The organism is Dermatophilaceae bacterium Sec6.4 (genome assembly GCA_039636865.1).
Lineage (GTDB): Bacteria > Actinomycetota > Actinomycetes > Actinomycetales > Dermatophilaceae > Allobranchiibius.
Genome location: CP144172.1, coordinates 323,187 through 343,991 on the forward strand (window position 1 = coordinate 323,187; position 20,805 = coordinate 343,991).

Sequence of the window (20,805 nt, forward strand, 5' to 3'; positions counted from 1 at the left end):
TCACCGGTGGGTGATGGGCGCGCGGTGTCAACCGGCTGCGGATCAGATCCCCGCGCGCCGACCGATAATCAGACGTCTCTCGTTGCTCACGCCCTCATGTTAACCCCCTGGCCGCGCGACGGCCGCCATCACGATGGCGACTACGGCGCACAGCGTCATGATGACCCCGAGCAGTAGCGGACCGTTCGAAGCGCCGTGAGCAGCCACTGCCCCGACGGCCCCGCCGATGATGAACTGGGTGGCGCCGAGCAGGGCCGAGGCGGCTCCGGCGGCGTGCCGGTGTGCCTGCATCGCCTGGGCGGTCACGATGGGCTGGCAGAGCCCGATCGCCGTGCCGACGGCGAAGAATCCGGGCAGCAGCAGCGCGAGCCCGAGGCCGGTCGGTCCGCTCAGCAGGACGGCCACTGATCCGGTCAGCAACACAACGAGGCCGCGCGGCAGGCCCACTCGCTCGGCCACCCGCGTGCCGAGGACAAGCCCCACGGCGTTCGTTGCGAACGCCACGCTGAACAGCTGCTCGGAGAAGCCGTAGTGGTCCTGCAGCACGAACGGCGCCGCCGAGATGTAGGCGAAGAGAGCCGCGAAGGCAAATGCCCCGATCAACACCTGGGCGACGAACTGCCGGTCGCGCAGCAGCATTCGGTAGGCACCTGCAGCATGTGCGATCCCGCCCTGGTGGCGCTGCGCACTCGGTAGCGACTCCGGCACCACTCGCCCGACGAGCGCGAAGATCAGCACGCCGAGCACTGCGAGCGCCACGAAAGCGATCCGCCACGACGCCACGCGCATCAGTTGGCCGCCGAGCAGTGGCGCGAGCACGGGGGCCAGCCCGTTGACGGCGAACATCAACGAATACAGCCGAACCAACTCCGGTCCGGACCGTAGATCCCGCGCTACCGCCCGGGCCAGCACGATGCCCGCCGACCCGCCGAGCGCCTGCACGAATCGGGCGCCGACGAGCAACGGCAGGGTCTGCGCGAGGGCGCAGACCACGGAGAAGGCGGTGAAGAGCGCGACGCCGGCCAGCAGCGGCGCGCGGCGGCCCCACCGGTCCGATAGCGGACCGACGATCAACTGACCCGCACCCAACCCGACCGTGCACGCGGTCAATGTCAGCGCAACACCACCGGGTGAGACCTGCAGATCTTGGGCGACCTGCGGCAGACCGGGCAGATAGAGGTCGATCGACAACGGCCCGAACGCCGACAGCACACCGAGGGCGAGAATGAACAGGCCGCGCGGCGTTGTCTGCGTAGCGGACCTCGTCACAACGCGACTGCCTCGAACCTGCCGTTGGGCACGGCGATCGCATCCTGAGCAGCAATCAACTGCAATTCCTGCGATCCGGACCGATCGGTCGCTTCGATGACCGCGAAGACCGAGTCCGCAGTGCTGGCCAGCGCAGTTGCGAGACCGTCGGTCATCAGCCGGGCGAGGAAGATCGCCGTGGTCAGATCACCGCTACCGCTGACCTGTATCGGCAGCTTCGGCGTCGTGACGCAGTACGCGCCGTCCGGCCCGACCGCGACCATCTGCAGGGAGCCCGCCGGCGTCCGGTCGGTCTGCACCGAGGTGACCAGGACCGTGGCCGGGCCCTGCCGGCGCAATGCCTCGATTGCGGCAAGCAGGTCGGCCACTGAACCGATCACGGTGCCGGTCAGGTATTCCAACTCGAACTGATTGGGGGTCAGGATGTCGCAAGCGGGCACAATGGCGTCCCGCATGAACTCCGGGATGCCGGGCCGGACGTAGAAGCCACGGCCCACGTCGCCCAGCACCGGGTCGGCGCAGTAGATAGCGGCCGGGTTCGCGGCCTTGACCCGGGCCACGGCGTCCAGCACGACCTCCCCGACGGCCGGGTCGCCCTGGTATCCGGACAACACCGCGTCGCAGGTGCCCAGGACGCCGCGCTCCTCGATACCGGTGATCACGTCGGCAACGACCTGCGGGTCGAAGACGATTCCGCGCCAGTGGCCGTACCCGGTGTGGTTGGAGAAGTGAACGGTGTGCACCGGCCACACCTCGTGCCCGAGGCGTTGCAGCGGGAAGACCGCAGAGCTGTTGCCCGCGTGACCGTACGCGACGCTGGACTGGATCGAGAGCACGTTCACCCGCGTCAGCGTATGCGGGAGAATGGGAGACATGAGCGACGACATCACTCCTGCCCAGTTGTCCGACGACGCCGTGCTGCTGGACGTGCGCGAGCAGAACGAATGGGATGCAGGTCACGCGCCGGGTGCCGTGCATATTCCGCTGGGCGACCTGCCGACCCGGCTGAGCGACCTGCCGTCCGATGACAGCACCCTTGCGGTCGTCTGCCGATCCGGGGGCCGCTCCTCGCAGGCCGTGGCGTGGCTGACCCAGCAGGGCTTCGACGTCGTCAACGTCGATGGCGGGATGCGTGCGTGGGAGTCGGCGGGCAAGCCGATGACCGCTGCGAACACCGCCTTCAGCAACCCGCACGTGCTCTGAGCGGGCAACCGCACCTGGCGTACGACAACCGCACCGGACGCGGCCCCGGTCGTGTCGTACGCGCGATGCGCGCCGTGATTCCGGGGGTGGCCGACGTGTGGAGTCAGGCCGATCCGTACGCGGATGCGTGGCACGCCGGCAACATCGCGACACTGCAGACGGCGGGGCGGCGGTGGATCGTGCTCGGTGACTCGATGTCGCAGGGCATCGGCGCCAGCGCATACGACGCCGGATGGGTCGGCCAACTCGCTCGCCGACTGGCTGCGAGCGGCCACGACCTGCAGGTGCTCAATCTGTCGGCCAACGGCGCCTGCGTGTCCGACGTGCTGGACCAGCAACTCCCGGCGCTGGAGCAGATCGGGGTTCGCCCGGGCGACGTCGTGACCGTGATGGTCGGCTCGAACGACCTCTTCGGTGGGCGTGCGCGCCGTGCCGCCCTGTCGGGGGCCTACGCGCACCTGGTGGCCCGGGTACCCCGCGGCACCATCGTCGCGACTCTGCCCCAACCCACCAAGGCCGCCGGCCGCGCCAATGTGCATGTCGAAGCAGCCGCCGCGTCGGGAGCCATCGTGATGTGCGACCTGCGGGTCACCGGTCCGACGTCGTGGCGTGGCTTGCTCGCGGCCGACTACTTCCATCCCAACGACGCCGGATACGCCGGGATCGCAACAGCGTTCGAGCCGACCCTGCTGGATGTGCTCGCATGAGCAGTTGGTGTGCGCAGCGCACGTGGCCTGCCTGGCTCAGCGGCGGCGGTTCGACGTCACCTTGCTGATGATCGTGGCGATCAGGCAGACCACACCGATCAACCGCTCGCAGGGGAAGCACAGAGGCGTACTATTTATTGCATACTGCAAATATTGTCCTATGTAGCACCCGCATCGAGGAGAACCGTGACTCAGTCCGATCAGATCGTCACCGACCTGCACACCATGCTCGAACGTGAGGGCAATGACCTCACGAGGATGGTCGAACAATCCCTGAAACAAGCCAGTGATCGCGCCCACCAGGACCTGGACCCCAAGATCCTGGCCGCGCTGGACTGGCCCACGGACCTTGATGGATATGACGCGTACCTGCGCTCCTTCATCGCCTGGGTGCCGCAACAGAGCGACGACGCGGCCTGGAAGGACACCGCACCGGAAGAGCGGTACGCCAAAGAGGTCAGCATCAGGCTGGCGCACTTCTTCTGGCTGGTCGACCAGCAGGTCGGCGACGACAAGAGCTCCACGCTCCAGAACAACGACGCGTTCGGGGACTGGCTGACCCAGTTCGCCCGCCAGTGGGGCAGCTTCCTGGACAGCCCCCAGTCCTTCAACCAGGACATTCTGGAGTCCTTCATCAAGAACGCTCCGGAGTACACGATCGGGGAGTCCCTGGTCAACGGGCACCCGAACGCGCCCAGCGGGTGGCTCACCTTCAACCAGTTCTTCGCCCGCGAGTTGAATCCGGGCCTGCGCCCCATCACCAGCCCGGGCGACAACCACGTGGTCACCTCACCGGCGGACTGCCTCTTCAAACACATCTACGACATCGACGACGAGTCCAACATCCCCGCCACCACCATCAAGCAGACCCACACCTACGGCAACATCAAAGACCTCCTGAAAAGCAGCGAATATGCGGACGCGTTCGCGGGGGGCACCTTCGTGCACTACATGCTGCCGCCCTCGTCATACCACCGCTTCCACACCCCGGTCGCCGGCACCGTCAAGGAATCGTTCGTGATCTCCGGAACGGTCTACATGGAGGTCGACCTCGCCGATCACGAACTGCAGTCCATGGACAGCACCGAAACCGGCTACGAGTTCACCCAGGTACACGGCGCGCTCACCCTCGACACCACTGACTCCGAGTGCGGCGACGTCGGCATCGTGGCCGTGGTCCCCGTAGGGATGTCCCACGTCGCGTCCGTCACCATGACCGCCGGCAAGGACACGACCCTGACCAAAGGCGCCGAATTCGGCTACTTCCAGTTCGGTGGCTCGGACATCATCGTGCTCTTCCAGGCCGGTCGGAACCCGCAGATCGACACCGACAAGGCGCTACGGCATGTCGGCAGCGTCATCGCCCGCATCGAATGAGCAGCTACATCGGACACAACTCAGGACACCTGCGCACGCTCCGCGGCGATTCCAAAGGGTGACGAGTCAGCGCTCGACTTCTGAGGTGGTGCCTTCCGAGCTATTTCAGTAGCCGGGACATTCGGCGGTCGGCGAGCACCTTGCCGCCGGTCTGGCAGGTCGCGCAGTACTGCATCGACCGATCCGCGAATGAGACCTCGCGCACCACGTCACCGCACACCGGGCACCCCTCACCGGCGCGGCCGTGCACCGCCATCCCGGCCCGTTTGGCGTCCTTGAGGTCCTTCGCGGGCTTGCCGGATGCCGCCGCGACCGCACCGAGCAGGATCGCACGCAACGCGTCGTACAACCGAGCAACCTGGTCATCATCCAGTGCACCGGCGACGGCGTACGGCGACAGCTGTGCCGCATGCAGCACCTCGTCGGAGTAGGCGTTGCCGACCCCGGCGATGATCGACTGGTCACGCAGTAGACCCTTGATCTGGGTGCGGCGACCGTCCAGAATTCCCGCGAATTCATCGGCGGTGAAGCTCTCGTGCAGCGGGTCAGGGCCCAGTGAAGCAATACCCGGCACGTCGCTCGGCGAGCGGACGATGTAGGCCGCGAGGCGCTTCTGGGTGCCCGCCTCGGTCAGGTCGAAACCGGAGTCGTCGGAAAAGTGTGCCCGCAGCGCTATCGGCGACTTGCCCGGCCGCAACACGGTGGCGGGCGCCTTCTCATACCAACGCACCCATCCTGCGCGCGCCAGATGGAAGATCAGGTGGATGCCGTCGACGTCCAGGTCGATGAACTTGCCATGCCGCTGCACGCCTGTCACCAGCAGCCCCTGGAACGCCTGGGGCGGCGGGTCGAAGGTCTTCAGCACGCTGAACGAGCCCAGCTCGACCCCTGTGACGGCCAGGTCGAGGATCCGACCGCGCAGAAAATCGGTCAGCGCCTGTACCTCGGGTAGCTCCGGCATACGGCGAGCGTATCCAGCCGGGACTGAACAGGTGAACGATTTGCGCCCCCGCCCCTTGCAATAGCGAGGGACGGGGACGCAAAGTGACCACGTAGCCGGGGTAAGGGGCGGTTAGTGACGCGAAGTGGACTGCTCGCGCCGGTAGTCGTCCACTGCACCGGCTGCGCCGCCGAACTCATCGCCGACTTCGCCTGCCACCTGGGCATCGTCCTCGGCGTGCGTGTGCCCGTCCTCGTCCATCCCCTTGTCGGCGGCCTCGAGCGTCTTGTGCGCGGTCGACAGCAGCCCGGCGGCGACCAGCGCGGCGACGGCGGCGATAGCGAAGGGCACGTGCAGGTTGAAGTGCTCGACCAGCTTGCCGGCGGCGAACGGTGCAAGGCCGCCGCCGAAGAACCGTACGAAACCGTAGGCGGCCGAGGCCACCGGGCGCTCAACCGGCGAAATCACCATGACGGCCTGCGTGGTGAGGGTGTTGTTGATACCGATGAAGATGCCGGCGGCGATGACGGCACTGACCAGGACGGTGCGATTGGTCGGCCAGATCGCGATGATCGCCAGGTCGATGGCGAACAGGCCGAGCGCGCCGTACAGCGTCTTCGCGGTGCCGAACCGACGCTGCAGGTTGGGCGCTCCGAAGACCGCGAAGATCGCCACCAGGACGCCCCAGGCGAAGAACACGAAGCCGAGCTTGATCGCGGACAGTTCCATCGGGAACGGGGCGTACCCGAGCATCGTGAAGAACGCCCAGTTGTAGAACAACGCCGCCATTCCCATGATGAACAGTCCACGGTGGCGTAGCGCCTTGAGTGGGGCGAGAACCGAGGTGCGATGGGTCGGCTTCGGAGTATCGGGCAGGAAGAAGATCGTGGCGAGCAGCGAGATCGCCATCAGTACCGAGACCCCGAAGAACGGGCCGCGCCAGCTGACCGTACCCAGCAGCCCACCCAGGAGCGGACCGATCGCGATACCGACACCGAGAGCGGTCTCGTACAGGATGATCGCGCCGGCGAAACCACCCGTGGCCGACGACACGATCACGGCCAGCGACGTCGCGATGAACAATGCATTACCCAGGCCCCACCCGGCGCGGAATCCGACGATCTCGCCGATGGAACCAGAGGCTCCGGCGAGCGCCGCGAAGATCACGATGAGCACCAGGCCGACAATCAGCGTCTTCTTCGCGCCGATCGCGCTGGATACGGCGTTCGTCACGAGCATGGCGACGGCTGTCACGACCAGGTAGCTGGTGAACAGCAGCGTGGTCTGACTCGGGGTCGCGTCCAGTTGCTTGGAGATCGCCGGCAGGATCGGGTCGACCAGACCGATACCCATGAACGACACCACGCACGCGAAGGCGACTGCGTAGACGGCCTTGGGTTGGTTGAACATGTTGGGGGAGCTGGTCTGCTCAGGGTCCCGTTGCATCATCGTCCTCAGAAAGTTGATTAGCTTTTCTATATATTAGACCAGAACACACCTCGGACATCAAGAAAATCGGGTCAGCTTCCTTCTTCTTCGGAGCGCGCGATGATCCGCTCGATCACCAGCGTGGCTTCGCGGACCGAGGCCAACTCCGACTCGGTCAAGGCATCCACGATCGGTGCCAGGACCTGACGACGCGCCAGCCGCACCTCGTCGATGACCGCGCGACCGGCGTCGGTCACATCAATCAGCGCCACTCGCGCGTCGTTGGGATCGGAGGTACGACTCACCCAGCCTGCCGCTTCGATGCGCTGCACCTGGGTGGTCATCGTGGGTTGGCTGCAGTGATCTGCGACCGCGAGGTCTCCGATCCGTGCCGGGCCGATCTCGTGGATCAACGCAAGCAGCCGCGCCTGCGCAGGGGGGGTGTCGAATTGAGCGTGTCGGGTTGCCCACCGTGTCAGCCGCGTCACGGCCAGCAGCAGCCGGGCTGCGGTCTCGTCATCGATGCTCATCGCGACATCTTATAGAGCCGCTATCCGGACGTCAGTCGAACGGGTATCTGCACTGCCTCAGCGGGGTTGGGCAGGACTGAACTTGCTGGAGGTTCGGGTCCAGCCGAAGGACAGCAGCAGCAGCGCGCCGATCAACAGCTCAGAAGATCCCAGCACACCGACCAGGCCCACCAGTGCGACCAGGATCGTCGGGTGGGCAACCCACAGCAGACCGATGCCGCGCCCGGCGCCGTTACCCATCAGGGCCAACGGCGGCGGTCCTTTGTGCACGAAGAACAGCTGGCCCGCGCTCAGCAACAGCGCAATCGACACAGCGTGCACGATTGCCAAGGATGGGGCGACACCGCTCAGGGATGCCGCGGCGAAAGCGACGACCAACTGCAGCACGGCGACCGGAAGCAGGTGCAGCAGGGTCTCGACCTGCCACGGGATACCGAGGATCGAGGGCTCGCCTGCCGTTTCGGAGTGATGCTGCAGTCCGCGGGTCAACCCTGAGGTGGTCAGGTGCGCGAGTACAACCACAATCGGCAGCACCAGCGGGGAGCGACTACGCACCACCGGCTCGATACTCGCGAGGGTGACGGCCGCAATCTGCACGATCAACCAGCCCAGCGACACCCAACCCAGCCGTTGCAGACCGGCGAAGTCCGCGCCGATCGTCGTCCGCCAGGGACCAGCGGCGCGAATCCGCAGGGGGCGGTGTCCCAACTTCAGTTCGAAGGCCTGTGCGCGGGCGCGACGCGTGTCGCCCGCGACCAGCGCCGAGCTGATGCTGTCGCTCATCAGCGACTGGGTACGCAACACGTTCATCGGCAGCGAATTCAGCAGCTGCCCCACCTTGGCGCTGTGTGCGTGACCGGCGGCTTCGCCGCGCAGCCAGGCGTAGAGGACGGTCGGCGCCCCGAGCAGCGCGAGCACGACTCCGAAGAGGACCGCCAGGCTGGAGCCGCCGCTGATCGCCAATCCGCCGGGCACCGCGATGCCCACCCCGAGCATCCCGCTGGCGACCACGACGCAGGTCGCCCGCCAGGCATCCTGCAGCGTCAGGTGCCGCGGCAGGTCGGTGGCGGTCACGAATTCCAGGTGACCCGGCTCTGGTACGACCGGCCCACGCCTGCGACCGGCGCGGTAAGCCAGTAGAGCCACCAGCGCTACCAGCGCTACCGAACCCGCGGCGTACAACAGCGGTGCGTCGTTGACACGGTCGCGGATCTGGGGCCAGGTCTGGAAGACGTAGTGCGAAGCCAGGATGCCGTAGACGATCCCGAAGAGCCCCACGACGTACGCGGTGAACAGAGCGGCGCGCAACTGGTTGGCCTCGCCGCGGTACCGCAGGTGGTGCGCTTCGTCCAGGCGCGCCTTGTCGCTCTGCTGCAGGTCGGTGTTCACGATTGCGGGAAGTGCTCGACGCGGGTGGCGGTGCGTTCGGTGAGTGCCGGGTCGTGGCAGACCCACACGACGGAGGACTGGGCGTCGACGCGCTCGCGCAACACCTCCGAGAGCAGCTCGCGGCGCCCGGTGTCCAGGCGTTGCTCCGGCTCGTCCAGCACCAGCAGCGCACTCGGACGCAGCAGAACGATCGACAACTCCACGAGTTGCCGCTGGCCTGAGGACAGCTGGGACAGGTAACGGTCGCGGTAGTCGTAGATGTCGAGGCGCTCGAGCACCGCGATGATTCGCGTCGCGGCGCCCGCGCGGTCACCGCCCCAGGTCTGGTCGACCAGGATCAGGTGGTCCCCGACGGTCAGGTCGCGGTAACCGGCGATCGGGCCGATCAGCGGTGCGATCACCCGGCGGGTGGCGCGGTCGCGCTCATCGATGGCGCGGCCGTCGAGGGTGATCGTGCCGGTGGTCGGCAGCATGTTGCCGGTCAGGATTCGCAGGAAGGTCGTCTTACCGGCGCCGTTCGGGCCGGCGATCACGACGTTCTCCCCCGGACCCACCCGCAGCGTGGTCGGCGGCAACATCGTGACCTTGTCAGATGTAGCGCTGACACCGTCCGCGAGGAGTTCCTTGAAGGTGCCGTCCAAGCCCTGATCGGTCATCAGAGCCAGCCGAAATGATTGTGTAATAAGGAGTAACCCACGAACGAGACGATATCGAGGATGGCGTGGGTGATGATCAGCGGCAGCACCCGGCGGGTCCGCAGATAGACCGTGCCGAGGATCAGGCCCATCACGATATTGCCAGCGAATCCGCCAAATCCCTGGTAAAGGTGATAGCTCCCGCGGATCAACGCAGAGCCGACAACCACCATCCACAGGCGGGCGCCGGCCTGGGTCCAGCGGGTGAAGAGGTACCCGATCATCACGACTTCTTCGACGATCGCGTTCTGGAACGCGGCGCCGATCAGGATCGGGACCGTCCACCAGTGATCGTTCAACGCGGACGCGACAACCGTCGTATTGGCCCCCAACGCGCGCGCTGCGGCATACAGGGCCAGCCCGGGGATGCCGATGGCGGCGGCCAGCAATGCACCCAGCGCCAGATCGTTGGGCAGGCGGGCCCGATCCAGACCAAAGTATCTACGACCGTCCCTGATCTCACGGCTGATCAGCAGGAACGCCAACGCGGCAGGCACCACCCCGAGCCCGATACCGATGATCTGGTAGGTCAGATCGAGCCAGGACTGGCTTGCCTGCGAAACGTTGAGCGTCGAGGTCTGTTTGCCCAGTGCCACGCTGCTCTGCAGCCGCTTGATGATCGTCAGGATCGAGTAGATCGCGGACGCACCGAGGCTGAGCAGCAGCACCAGGACCGTCTCGGTGGCCAGAACGCGAGGTTTGTACGGCGTGCTCGGGACTGCCAATGGTCCGCGCCACACGCTGCGAATAGCCGTCATACCCGGCTACTTCAGTGGGTGCGGGTTGGCGTGTAGGGGCTGACGCCGGTGACCCACGCGGGGTCGATCGGGCCGTAGATGTGCGGGTAGAGGTCACCGTTGCCCGGATCCTCGTAGCGCACCTCGGTGCCGCTCGCCCGGATCTGTTCGTCGTCGAGATCGAGCACGAGCAGGTCCGCCAGAACGTCCGAGTAGAAGTTCTGGGCCACGCCGTCGACCTGCGCCGGCGTGGAGCAGTGGATGAAACCGACCTGCTGGAGCGTGGCATCCCGGGTGGACACGACGTACGTCCCCGCCTCTCGTGCTGTAACCCAGTCCGATTCGAGGGCGAGGTGCAGAATCCGCATGGTGGCGAGACTACGCGGCGCGCGCTCCTGCGCCCTTGCTCAGAGCGGGCCCGAACGCGGCGAACAGCAGCAGCACGAAACCCGCGAGGACCCCGGTCCAGCCGGCTGACGTGGCGCTGTCGTGCAGCAACGTCGCGATGCCGCCCACCACGGCGACCGCGATCAGGCTGATGGCGAGCAGCCGGAAGATCGGGAGGCCGAAAGCCCCCGCGAAGGGTAGGAAGTGTGCGCCGACTGCCAGGACCACCCAGGGCACCACGGCGTTCGGCCGGTCGATGAAGCCGAGGACGCGGGCGCCCACCACGATGGCGAGCACCATCGCCAGCACCGCAAGTCCATAGGTCCGGATCGCGGCTCGCGGGGGCGGCTGCTGCGTGACTATCGGCCCGTGCAGCACGGTGAACCAGATGACGCCCGCGAAACCGGCCACCGCCAATACCCACCAGACGGGCGTGAGCGGCACCGCCGACGCGTTCAACAGCACGAACAGCAACCCGCCGACCGCCCCGATGATCGAACCTACTGGTCGACTTTTCATATTGGCACCCTAGAGCCGGCCGGGGCCGGTGTCTCCCGGGCTGCGTTCGGGCACGATCAGCGCCAGGAACTCCCCCAGCGTCACGCGTGACTCCAGTGGGTGACGCAGGTGCGCGGACGGCACCACGACGTACTGGTTGCGACGCCCGACCTTTTCTTTCTCCAGATACCCCTGGTCGACCAGCTCACGCACGATCTGCTGCACTGCACGCTCGGTGATACCGACGCTGTCGGCCAGATCGCGCATCCGGGCCTGCGGGTCGTGGCCCAGGGCGGTCAGCACGTGCCCGTGATTGGACAGAAAGGTCCACTCCCGGGGGGTCATCCCCGAACGATACGCGGGCGGACCCACGAAGCCGGTGGCTTGATTTGCGATGTTCTTCAATTCACGTATTATTTTTCGTGTGATCTGGTTCGTTGGTTGTCGCATCCTGGCTGTCCTCGCTGTCCTGACCGGACTGGCTGCCTCCCCGGCAGCCATCGCCGGCAGCCCCTGGTCGTGGGTATGGGAACCGGGCGGCGTACCGCTCGGAATCCACCTGGACGTCGTCGGCGTGGTGCTGCTGACCTTCGTCGGGCTGCTGGGGTGGGTCGTGAGTCGCTACTCCCTGACCAACCTGCGCGGCCGGGACCAGTTCGCGCGCAGCGGCGCGATCCTCTTCTTCGCACTGCTCGGCCTCTGCGTCACCGTCAGCGGCGCCAGTCTGGTGACCGTCGCGATCGGCTGGACCTTCAGCGGGCAGGCCGTGGTGGCGCTGATCTCCCGCGCCGGGACCCCGGAAGCCCGTCAGGCGAGCAGCACCATGCGGGTCACTCTGCTGATCGGCGACGTCTTTCTGTGGGCCGGCGTCATACTCGCCGCCTGCACCCTGCCCTCCCTGGACCGGACCCGGATGCAGGAGGTGCAGCCCGGATGGACCACGACTGCGATCGTCGCGCTGCTGCTCGTTGCCTGCATCGCGCGCAGCTGTCAGGTTCCCGCCCACCGGTGGCTGCCCGAAACCGCGGAGGCGCCCTCTCCGATCTCCGCGCTGCTGCACGCGGGCGTGGTCAACGGTGCCGGCGTACTGGTCGTACTCTTCTGGCCGCTCTTCGCGGCTGCCCCGGCGATGATGGCGGTCCTGCTGGCGGTCGGCGCGACCACCGTCGCGATCGGCGCCTGGTCCAGCCGGATGCGCTCGGACGTGAAGGGTCGCCTGGCCTGCTCGACCACCAGCCAGATGGGGTACATGTGCGTCGAGCTGGGGCTGGGGCTGCCTGGCGCTGCCCTGCTGCACGTCGTCGGGCACGGCGCGTACAAGTCGTGGCTGTTCCTACGCGCCGGAGGAACCGCGGCCCGCACCCGCACCGGCCGCGCTCCGCTTGTTGTGCCCCCCTCGCGCGTTGCGTCGGCGGCCACCCTCGCCGGCGTCCTGACGCTGCTGATTTCACTACCCGCCGGATACGGGTTGGTGCACGACGGGGGGGTGACCGCGCTGGCACCGGTGGTCCTCGCCATCTTCGCCTCAGCGCTCGCCGGGTCGGCCGCTGCCGGGTTGCGCCGCGTCGGCTCACGGACCGGATGGGCGGTCTGCGCCGTCTCGGGCGTCGTGGCCGGTGCCTACGTCTGGATGCTGCTCGGTGTCGAGCAACTGCTGTCGGTGGTGGCGCCACCGCAGGCTCTCTGGGGTCCGGTGATCGGTAGCGTCCTACTCGTCGTCATCGTCGTCGTCGCAGTAGCGGTCAGCCGCGGTGTCACCTACCTCGAAACGAACCCCGACAGTGCGCTGGCCGTTCGCCTGCTCCGCACCGCGATGCCCCCGCAACTTCATCTCGCGCAGCTTCACCGGGAACAACCGCGACTGGACGTCTCCCAACTGGAGCAGCGGGCGCAGCAGCCGCAGGTCGATGAACTCACCGCGGTCGGAGCGGTCGTCAGCGCTTCCTCCGTCGTCGGCCCGGCATGGCCGTTGCGCGACTTCGTGGCGGCCAACCCGCTGGTCACGTTGGAATCAATGGCCTTCGAGGATGCGCTGCAGATCGCCGAACGCGCGCACGGCGTCACCGGGCGGGCCGGGTTGGACTACTTCCTCGACCTGTACGCGAGCGGCCGGATCACTGACGCGCACCTGCGTGCAGCACTCGACGCGGAAGCCTTGGGCGATCTGGCGTCATCCATGACAGGTTTTGTGGCGGAAAGCCGCCAGTTGGCTGGTCTCGCGCAGGATCCGTCCCGGCGTGAAACCATCCGGCTGAGGGAGCCACGGTTGTGGGAGTCATTGTGGGCTCAACGCGGCTGGCCGGGCACGCAGGACGCCGACGGCCCGTGGCTGTTGTGGCACCGCAGCGCCGCCCGACCGCAGTACGACCGGGTCGTCAAGGTCCCGGGTGCCAGCGCGTTCGCCCGGTCACTACCGACCGACCCGGCTGCCGCCATCGGCTACCTCCTGGCCTGCCTGGGAATCCCGACAGATCAGCTGGTGAGCTATTTCGTCGCTACTTTCGCCACAACTCCCGGCTGGACCGGACACGCGGCGTGGCGGTCGCGCCGCGCGCAGCACCCGGGGCCCCTCGTGGAGCTGATCGCGCTGCACCTTGCCCACGACGTGCTCTTCGCCCGCAATCCCCCTGTGCTGGCGCCCACAGCTGAGGTGCCGCGCCACTACGCGAAAGTCTGGCAACGTGCCCTGGAGATCGGGGTACAGGAGCGGCTACTGCCAACCCTGGTCCGCGATCTTCCGACGTCGAGCGACCGACCGGTCAGTCAGTCGATCTGGTGTATCGATGTGCGCTCTGAGCCGGTTCGCCGCCACCTCGAGGCACTCGGCGATCACGACACCTTCGGCTTCGCGGGATTCTTCGGAGCGGCCGTCCGCTACGAGGATGCCGACGGCGTCGGATACGACCTCTGCCCGGGCATCGTCGAGCCTGCGTTCAGCGCCGAGGAGGGCTCTCGCCCGCTCAGCGCGCGCGAGGTTCTGCACCGCACAGTCACCGCAGTCAGTCGCCATCCGCTCGGTGCCCTGGCCATCGCCGAAGGTGGCGGGCTCATCTCCGCCGGGGCATCCACCCTCTCGGTGCTGGATCCTCAGCGGATGCGCCGGATCACCCGGCCCTGGACCCAGGGGCCGCAGCGCGCGCCCCAGTTGAGTACCGACCTGGACCTGGCCGGGCGGGTCGGCCTCGCCGCGAGCGCGTTGCGCGCCATCGGGCTGACCGACAACTTCGCACCCGTCCTGGTCGTTTGCGGGCACGGCGCCAGCACGGAGAACAATGCCTTCGCGACGGCGTACGACTGCGGAGCCTGCGGCGGTAACGACGGAGTCGTCAACGCGACGCTGCTGGTGGAGGCGCTGAACGACAGGCGTGTGCGCGGTGCTCTCGCCGCCCAGGGTCTGCGTATCCCCGAGGACACCGTGGCGGTGGCCGCGCTGCACGACACCACGACCGACCGGGTCGAACTGTTGTCACACAGTGGTCTGCCGGATGCCGCTGAACCCGCCGTACAGCGGGTGGCCGCCGACCTGCGCACGGCCAGCGCGTGCGCCGGCCGTGACCGGGCGCCGAGCCTGCCCAGCAGAGGAGCCCGCGCAGACGCCGCGCCACTGGGCCGGCGGGCGGCCGACTGGTCCGAACCGACGCCGGAGTGGGGCCTGGCCGGTAACGCCGCCATCGTCATCGGCCCGCGCGCATTGACGGCAGGGATCGATCTGGAACAGCGGGCCTTCCTGCACTCCTACGACCGCGACCAGGATCCTGACGGCGCTGTCCTGGAGGCACTGCTGACCGCTCCCCTGGTGGTTGCTCAGTGGATCAATGCGCAGTACTACTTCTCAGCAGTCGCACCGGATGTCTTCGGGGCGGGCGACAAGACCACCCACAACACCATCACCGACCTCGGGGTCATCTGCGGTGCGCACGGGGACCTGCGCGGCGGCCTGCCGTGGCAGGCGCTCTTCCGCCAACAGCCGGGCACCACGCCCGACTCGGGCAGCTTGATGCACGAACCCGTCCGGCTGCTCGCCGTGGTGGCCGCCGACCCCGCGCTGATCGTGGATATCGTCGCCCGCCACCAGACGCTCAGCCAGCTGGTCTGCAACGAATGGATCCACCTGGTCTGCGTGGACGGCGCACGCACGCAAGCCTTGCGCAGTGACCTGACCTGGCGACCGTGGCGGGCGTCCCCGCAGGACGAGCCGAGGAGGGAATCGGTCAGCTGATCTTGCCGCGGACTTCGCCGAGGTGGATCCGGGTGCCGGCCGCGCCAGGGGCCGTGGCGCTGATGGCGACCTCGTCCCCGTCCTGCAGGAATCCGACGCCACGCTCCAGCAGCGAGCCTTCCTGACCCGGGCCCGGTCCGCTGACCGTGCCGGATGCGTAGAGGTCACCGGCACGGACCGATGCGCCATTGACCGTCAGGTGAGCGAGCATCTGCGCAGGCGTCCAGTACATGCCGGCGTACGGCGGCTCGCTGATCAGTTCTCCGTTGAGGCGTACCTGCAGCTGCAGGTCCAGCCCCCAGGGCGGCTCATCGGCATCGTCCAGGTATGGCAACAGCGGCACGTCCCGCACCGGTGGTGGGACGCGCGCGTGTTCCAAGGCCGAGAGCGGCACGACCCACGGCGAGATCGACGTGGCGAACGACTTGCCGAGAAACGGCCCGAGCGGTACGTACTCCCACGCCTGGATGTCGCGGGCCGACCAGTCGTTGACCAACACCACGCCGAAGACGTGCTCCGCGAAGTCACCCAGCCCGACCGGCTGGCCGAGCACGGACGGCGCCCCCACCACGAATCCCACCTCGGCCTCGAAGTCCAACCTCGTGGACGCCCCCAAGACCACCTCACCCTCGGGCGTACGCCGCTGGCCGGACGGGCGGGCTATCGGCGTTCCGGACGGCACGACCGTCCCTGCTCGACCGTGATAACCGACCGGCAGGTGTTTCCAGTTCGGCATCAGCGCATCACCATCGGGGCGGAACAGCCGACCGACAGCTGTCGCGTGCTGCTCAGATGCGTAGAAATCGACGTAGTCGGCCACGGCGAACGGCATCCGCATCGATACGCCGGCCAGCGGTACGAACGGCAGACCGGCCGGCGGATCGCGCACCCACGACTGGATTGCCGACCTGACCTCCGCCCAGGCCTCCGGGCCCGCTGCGAGTAGCAGGTCGAGCGTTCCATTGACGAACAGGGCTGCCCGAGAACGTAACAGCGACCTACAAGCGGCACCGAGATCCAAGACTTCAGTGCCGACGAGGACCCCGACCCGTGGGTGCAGATCACCTGCGGTGACAAACGAACCGTAGGGCAGCGCGCTCACTGGTCTGTGGACGACGCGGTCGGCCCGCGACCGGACCAGGTCCAGGCGTATTTCCCGTCGTCAGACGCCGTGCCCGCCTCGCCTAGTCCGAGCGGGCGGAACGTATCGACCATGACCGCGAGTTCGTCGAAGTATTCCGCGCCGAGGCTGCCCTCGATCGCGCTCGGCTGCGGGCCGTGGCTGTAACCGCCCGGATGCAGGCTGATCGAACCCTTGCCGATGCCGCTGCCCTTGCGCGCCTCGTAATCACCGGCGACGTAGAACATCACCTCGTCGCTGTCGACGTTGGAGTGGTAGTAAGGCACCGGAATCGACAGTGGGTGGTAATCCACCTTGCGCGGCACGAAGTTGCAGATCACGAAACCGGACCCTTCGAAAACCTGGTGTACCGGCGGCGGCTGGTGGACCCGCCCGGTGATCGGTTCGAAGTCGGCCACATTGAAGACCCACGGGTAGAGGCAGCCGTCCCAGCCGACCACGTCGAACGGGTGCTGCGGCACCACGTGCACCGTGCCGGCCAGCCCGCCCGGTCCGTCACCGCGGTGCTTGACGTAGATCTCGACATCGGTCTCGTCCACGACGACCGGCTCGCTCGGCGCCCGCAGGTCGCGCTCGCAGTACGGCGAGTGCTCCAGGAACTGCCCGAACTTCGACAGGTACCGCTTGGGCGGCCCGATGTGACCGCTGCCCTCTATGCAGTAGAGCCGCAGCGGCGACTCACCAGTGGGCACCCACCGGTGAGTCGTCGCGCGTGGGAGCAGCACGTAGTCGCCCGGGCCGACCTCCAAAGACCCGAAGACTGTCTCCACCACCGCAGTACCCGATTCGACGAAGACGCATTCGTCACCGACAGCGTTGCGGTACAGCGGCGACGTGGCCCCGACCACGGCGTAGCTGATCCGCACGTCGGCGTTGCCGAGCACCAGTCGACGTCCGGTCACTGCGTCCAGCGAGCGCCAGCTGTCGGCCGGGAACAGATCGTGCAGCTTCAGATGCCGAGGCAGCAGGGGTTGATTGGCCGTGGTGGCCTGATCCGGCAGTTCCCACGACCGCACATCGACCAGCGAGGACGGCACCCCGCGGTGGTAGAGCAACGACGAGTCGGAGCTGAAGCCCTCTTCGCCCATCAACTCCTCGCGGTACAAACTGCCGTCCGGCGCGCGGTGCTGGGTATGGCGCTTGGGCGGGATCGACCCCGCCGACCGGTAGTGCGCCATCAGGAGTTTCCGCGCAGTTCCTGCTCGCGCTCGATGGCCTCGAAAAGTGCCTTGAAGTTGCCCTTGCCGAAGCCGAGCGACCCATGCCGCTCGATCAGCTCGAAGAACACTGTGGGTCGGTCGCCGATCGGCTTGGCGAAGATCTGCAGCAGGTAGCCGTCCTCGTCGCGATCGACCAGGATGCCGCGCTTCTGTAGCTCCTCGATCGGCACCCGTACGTTACCGATCCGCTCCCGCAGCTCCGGGTCCTCGTAGTAGGTGCCGGGAGTAGCGAGGAATTGCACACCTCGGGCGGCGAGCACGTCGACGGTCTTCAGGATGTCGCCGGTGGCGAGGGCGATATGCTGGGCGCCGGCGCCGTCGTAGAAGTCCAGGAACTCATCGATCTGGCTCTTGCGTTTGCCCGGTGCCGGCTCGTTGAGCGGGAACTTCACCCGGTGGTTACCGCTCGCGACGACCTTCGACATCAGCGCGGAGTAGTCGGTGGCAATGTCCTCACCGACGAATTCGGCCATGTTCGTGAAGCCCATGACCTTGTTGTAGAACTCGACCCAGCCGTCCATCCTGCCCAGCTCAACATTGCCGACGACGTGGTCGACGGCCTGGAAGAGCCGCTTCGGGGCGCCCTCGGGCCGGACGACTGAGGAGGTGCGCTCCACGTACCCGGGCAGGTACACGCCGTCGTACTTGGACCGGTCCACGAGGGTATGCAGGGTGTCGCCGTAAGCGGCAATGCTCGCGATCCGCACGGTGCCGTGCTCATCGCTCAGGTCGTGCGGCTGCACCACGATGGTTGCGCCGACGCTGCGGGCGTGCTCGACGCAGCGGTCGACGTCGGTCACCTGCAAGGCGATGTCGCGGATGCCGTCGCCGTGCTTCGTGTGATGCTCAGCGAGCGGGCCACCGGAGCGGACGGCTCCCTCGATCACGAAACGGGCCGAACCGGAATCCAGTACGTAGGAGACCTTCGAGCGCTCGCCGGTGTCCGGGCCTGCATAGGCGACCAGTTGGAATCCGTAGACGGACTGGAAGAGGTGCGACAGGGCGGTCGCGTTGCCGACCACCCAGACGAGGGCATCCCAACCGACGATCGGGAACGGGTCGCTCGACGCGTCGTAGTCGACGAGACCGACGAGGCGCTGCAGTTCTTCGGCGCTGAGGCCCGCGAGTTGTTCCTGATCGGTGAGGGTGTCCTGCAGGGTCATGGTGGCGCCAACTTCCGTCGATATGTCTGCCGTCACAACCATTGGGCCCTATTGGGCCCAGCTACGCAACCAAGCCCATTTCCACTATCAAGATTGCGCACTTTGATGGGTTCGAACACACTTGGGCTATGCAGAATGTGCAGTCCCAGCACAACATGATCCTCGACGACCTCGACGTCACCCTGTTGGAACTTCTGCAGGCACACCCACGTATCGGCGTGTTGGAACTGTCGCGGATTTCCGGAGTCACCCGGGCGACGGTCAGCGCCCGAATGGACAAGCTGTCCGCGTCCGGGGTGGTGACCGGCTACGGCCCCCAGCTCGACGTGGTCCGCGCGGGGTATCCCGTGCAGGCGCTGGTGACGCTTGAAATTGCGCAGGGCCGCCTGGACATCGTGACCGAGTTGCTGCAGGTGACTCCCGGCGTGCTCGAGGCGTACTCGACCACCGGCGCGGGCGATGTCGTGGTCCGGTTGGCTGCCAGTTCCAACGATGATCTGCAGCGCACCCTGCTGATACTCGATCAGTCCGAGGCCATCAGTCGCTCGACGTCCGTGATCATCCTGTCGACAGTGGTGCGCCCTCGGGTGCTGCCGTTGCTCCGGCGGGACGTTCCTACTCTGTAGCGTCGATGTAGTGGTCGACATCCCGGTCGTGAGCGTCGATGCCACCGGCGTGCTCCGCCTCGTAGGCCGCGAATTTCACCGCAAGATCGTGGCGTAACTGCAAGCTCGCGTGGCGCCGGAAATCTGCCAGCGATTCGCGCTCTTCCTCGCCCATGTGGTCGCTGTTCTCCTCGCGGGCGCCGGCGACGGCCCCCCACCATCCGTCAGAGCCGACCTCGTGGTCGGCGACCTTGGCGATGGCGTCGCGGATCTCGTTGTGATCGTGAACGGCATCCCGGGTCTCGCCTTCGGCGCTGTCCTTGCTGCCCTCACCGACGCCGACCTGCATCAACTCGGGATAGAAGTGCTTTTCCTCCGCCGCCGCATGCACCTCGAGCAGAATCTGCAGACGTTTCCAGACCGCCGAGAGCGTCGCCGTGTCGGCCCGGTCGATGTCGTCGAGCGTCGCGAACATCCGACGCTGCTCGTGGTGGTCGCTCAGGATGAGTTCAGTGATGTCCATTGCGGAAACCTTTCTGTACGTAGAGAACCAGTAATACGAAGATGATCAGCGCGATACCGGTCACGGTGCCGTCGCCGTAGCCCAGGCCGGCCCCGAACGAGTGCGGTTTGCCGAACCAGTCGGCGAACGAGGCACCCAGCGGTCGGGTGATGATGTAAGCGAACCAGAACGCGATGATCGGGTTCAGCCCCAGTTTCCACCCGATCAGCGGGATGAGGATCACGGCGGCGAACAGCAGGCCCGAGGTGAAGAAGCCCAGCCCCATCGAGTCCGCCGTCAGATCACCGGCCGCCGTGCCGAGCGCGAAGGTCGTCAGGACGGTGCCCCAGTAGAAGAGTTCCCGACGACGGGTGTCGATGCTGTGGATCGACAGGGTGCCCTCACTGCGGTACCAGGCAACGAACACAGCCACCAGGACGATCGCGTAGAACGCTGTCGAGATCACGTAGGGGATTCCCAGGACGACGTGCAGTCCGTCGGCGACCATGGTGCCGAAGACTGCGACCATCGCGACGGCACACCAGTACGGCACCGGCCGGTATTCGACCGTGCGCAGCTGCCAGCGCAGCGTCAGTACAAAACCGCCGACCCCGACGACCCCGGCGAGGGCCAGGTTGAGGTTGCCCAGGTAGTCCGCGGCGGACTCCCCCAAACCCGTCGTGAGCACCTTGATCACCCAGAAGAGCGCGGTGATCTGCGGAACTTTGACTGCGAGTGGCGTGCCGCGTCGCCCCGCCTTCGACGCGGTCAGCGTCTCTTCGTCCACGGACACGC

At 66.9% G+C, this 20,805-nt stretch carries 21 protein-coding genes; 5 read left to right on the forward strand and 16 right to left on the reverse strand.

Features of this window, described 5'->3' with window-relative positions:
• Positions 1-99 precede the first annotated feature (99 nt).
• Together V3G39_01600 and pdxY are read right to left on the reverse strand one after the other, a co-directional pair.
• Positions 100-1,269, reverse strand: coding sequence for a multidrug effflux MFS transporter (locus V3G39_01600; protein XAS76755.1), 1,170 nt, complete (start codon positions 1,267-1,269; stop codon positions 100-102).
• Positions 1,266-2,111, reverse strand: coding sequence for a pyridoxal kinase PdxY (gene pdxY / locus V3G39_01605; GenBank protein XAS76756.1), 846 nt, complete (start codon positions 2,109-2,111; stop codon positions 1,266-1,268). Before pdxY ends, V3G39_01600 begins: the two co-directional genes overlap by 4 nt.
• A 22-nt stretch (positions 2,112-2,133) precedes the next feature.
• Between pdxY and V3G39_01610 the strand changes: the two genes are divergently transcribed.
• The 3 genes from V3G39_01610 (at position 2,134) to V3G39_01620 (ending at position 4,556) form a co-directional block, all read left to right on the forward strand.
• Positions 2,134-2,472 carry a rhodanese-like domain-containing protein gene (locus V3G39_01610; GenBank protein ID XAS76757.1) on the forward strand — a complete coding sequence of 113 codons (339 nt, stop codon included), beginning with the start codon at positions 2,134-2,136 and terminating at the stop codon, positions 2,470-2,472.
• A gap of 65 nt (positions 2,473-2,537) precedes the next feature.
• On the forward strand, positions 2,538-3,179 hold the full coding sequence (locus V3G39_01615; GenBank protein ID XAS76758.1) for an SGNH/GDSL hydrolase family protein: 642 nt from the start codon (positions 2,538-2,540) through the stop codon (positions 3,177-3,179).
• A gap of 186 nt (positions 3,180-3,365) precedes the next feature.
• Entirely contained in the window at positions 3,366-4,556 is a 1,191-nt protein-coding gene (locus V3G39_01620; GenBank protein ID XAS76759.1) for a phosphatidylserine decarboxylase, read from the forward strand.
• 100 nt (positions 4,557-4,656) lie between these two features.
• Here the strand turns inward: V3G39_01620 and V3G39_01625 are convergent, their stop codons facing one another.
• The 9 genes from V3G39_01625 to V3G39_01665 all read right to left on the reverse strand — a co-directional run bounded on the left by V3G39_01625 (position 4,657) and on the right by V3G39_01665 (position 11,505).
• Positions 4,657-5,517 (reverse strand): DNA-formamidopyrimidine glycosylase family protein, encoded by an 861-nt coding sequence (locus V3G39_01625; GenBank protein XAS76760.1) that lies wholly within the window; start codon positions 5,515-5,517, stop codon positions 4,657-4,659.
• Positions 5,518-5,628: 111 nt separating this feature from the next.
• Entirely contained in the window at positions 5,629-6,942 is a 1,314-nt protein-coding gene (locus V3G39_01630; protein XAS76761.1) for an MFS transporter, read from the reverse strand.
• 74 nt (positions 6,943-7,016) lie between these two features.
• Positions 7,017-7,454, reverse strand: a complete 438-nt coding sequence (locus V3G39_01635) for a MarR family transcriptional regulator (protein ID XAS76762.1) — start codon at positions 7,452-7,454, stop codon at positions 7,017-7,019.
• A gap of 57 nt (positions 7,455-7,511) precedes the next feature.
• Entirely contained in the window at positions 7,512-8,843 is a 1,332-nt protein-coding gene (locus tag V3G39_01640; GenBank protein XAS76763.1) for a hypothetical protein, read from the reverse strand.
• Entirely contained in the window at positions 8,840-9,499 is a 660-nt protein-coding gene (locus tag V3G39_01645; GenBank protein ID XAS76764.1) for an ATP-binding cassette domain-containing protein, read from the reverse strand. Before V3G39_01645 ends, V3G39_01640 begins: the two co-directional genes overlap by 4 nt.
• Positions 9,499-10,296, reverse strand: coding sequence for a CPBP family intramembrane glutamic endopeptidase (locus V3G39_01650; GenBank protein ID XAS76765.1), 798 nt, complete (start codon positions 10,294-10,296; stop codon positions 9,499-9,501). Before V3G39_01650 ends, V3G39_01645 begins: the two co-directional genes overlap by 1 nt.
• Before the next feature lie 11 nt (positions 10,297-10,307).
• Positions 10,308-10,643: a DUF952 domain-containing protein gene (locus V3G39_01655; protein ID XAS76766.1), complete on the reverse strand. Its 336-nt coding sequence runs from the start codon at positions 10,641-10,643 to the stop codon at positions 10,308-10,310.
• A gap of 10 nt (positions 10,644-10,653) precedes the next feature.
• Entirely contained in the window at positions 10,654-11,181 is a 528-nt protein-coding gene (locus V3G39_01660; protein XAS76767.1) for a hypothetical protein, read from the reverse strand.
• Between the two features lie 9 nt (positions 11,182-11,190).
• The gene (locus V3G39_01665) at positions 11,191-11,505 is read right to left on the reverse strand and encodes a helix-turn-helix domain-containing protein (GenBank protein XAS76768.1); all 315 of its coding nucleotides are present in this window, start codon (positions 11,503-11,505) and stop codon (positions 11,191-11,193) included.
• Between the two features lie 79 nt (positions 11,506-11,584).
• Here V3G39_01665 and V3G39_01670 point away from each other — a divergent pair, with 79 nt between their 5' ends.
• Entirely contained in the window at positions 11,585-15,379 is a 3,795-nt protein-coding gene (locus V3G39_01670) for a putative inorganic carbon transporter subunit DabA (protein XAS76769.1), read from the forward strand.
• On the opposite strand, the gene V3G39_01675 is transcribed toward V3G39_01670, so the two are convergent.
• The 3 genes from V3G39_01675 to hppD are packed head-to-tail and all read right to left on the reverse strand — an operon-like array spanning position 15,372 to position 18,903.
• The gene (locus tag V3G39_01675) at positions 15,372-16,481 is read right to left on the reverse strand and encodes a fumarylacetoacetate hydrolase family protein (GenBank protein XAS76770.1); all 1,110 of its coding nucleotides are present in this window, start codon (positions 16,479-16,481) and stop codon (positions 15,372-15,374) included. The genes V3G39_01670 and V3G39_01675 overlap by 8 nt on opposite strands.
• Entirely contained in the window at positions 16,478-17,698 is a 1,221-nt protein-coding gene (locus V3G39_01680; protein XAS76771.1) for a cupin domain-containing protein, read from the reverse strand. The genes V3G39_01675 and V3G39_01680 overlap by 4 nt, the downstream gene beginning before the upstream one ends.
• Positions 17,698-18,903, reverse strand: coding sequence for a 4-hydroxyphenylpyruvate dioxygenase (gene hppD, locus V3G39_01685; GenBank protein ID XAS76772.1), 1,206 nt, complete (start codon positions 18,901-18,903; stop codon positions 17,698-17,700). The genes V3G39_01680 and hppD overlap by 1 nt, the downstream gene beginning before the upstream one ends.
• A 128-nt stretch (positions 18,904-19,031) precedes the next feature.
• On the opposite strand from hppD, the gene V3G39_01690 reads away from it, so the two are divergent.
• Entirely contained in the window at positions 19,032-19,529 is a 498-nt protein-coding gene (locus tag V3G39_01690) for an Lrp/AsnC family transcriptional regulator (protein ID XAS76773.1), read from the forward strand.
• On the opposite strand, the gene V3G39_01695 is transcribed toward V3G39_01690, so the two are convergent.
• Positions 19,519-20,031 carry a hemerythrin domain-containing protein gene (locus V3G39_01695; protein ID XAS76774.1) on the reverse strand — a complete coding sequence of 171 codons (513 nt, stop codon included), beginning with the start codon at positions 20,029-20,031 and terminating at the stop codon, positions 19,519-19,521. The two genes, V3G39_01690 and V3G39_01695, sit on opposite strands and share 11 nt — an antisense overlap.
• On the reverse strand, positions 20,018-20,803 hold the full coding sequence (locus tag V3G39_01700) for a hypothetical protein (GenBank protein XAS76775.1): 786 nt from the start codon (positions 20,801-20,803) through the stop codon (positions 20,018-20,020). The genes V3G39_01695 and V3G39_01700 overlap by 14 nt, the downstream gene beginning before the upstream one ends.
• Between the last annotated feature and the right edge of the window lie 2 nt (positions 20,804-20,805).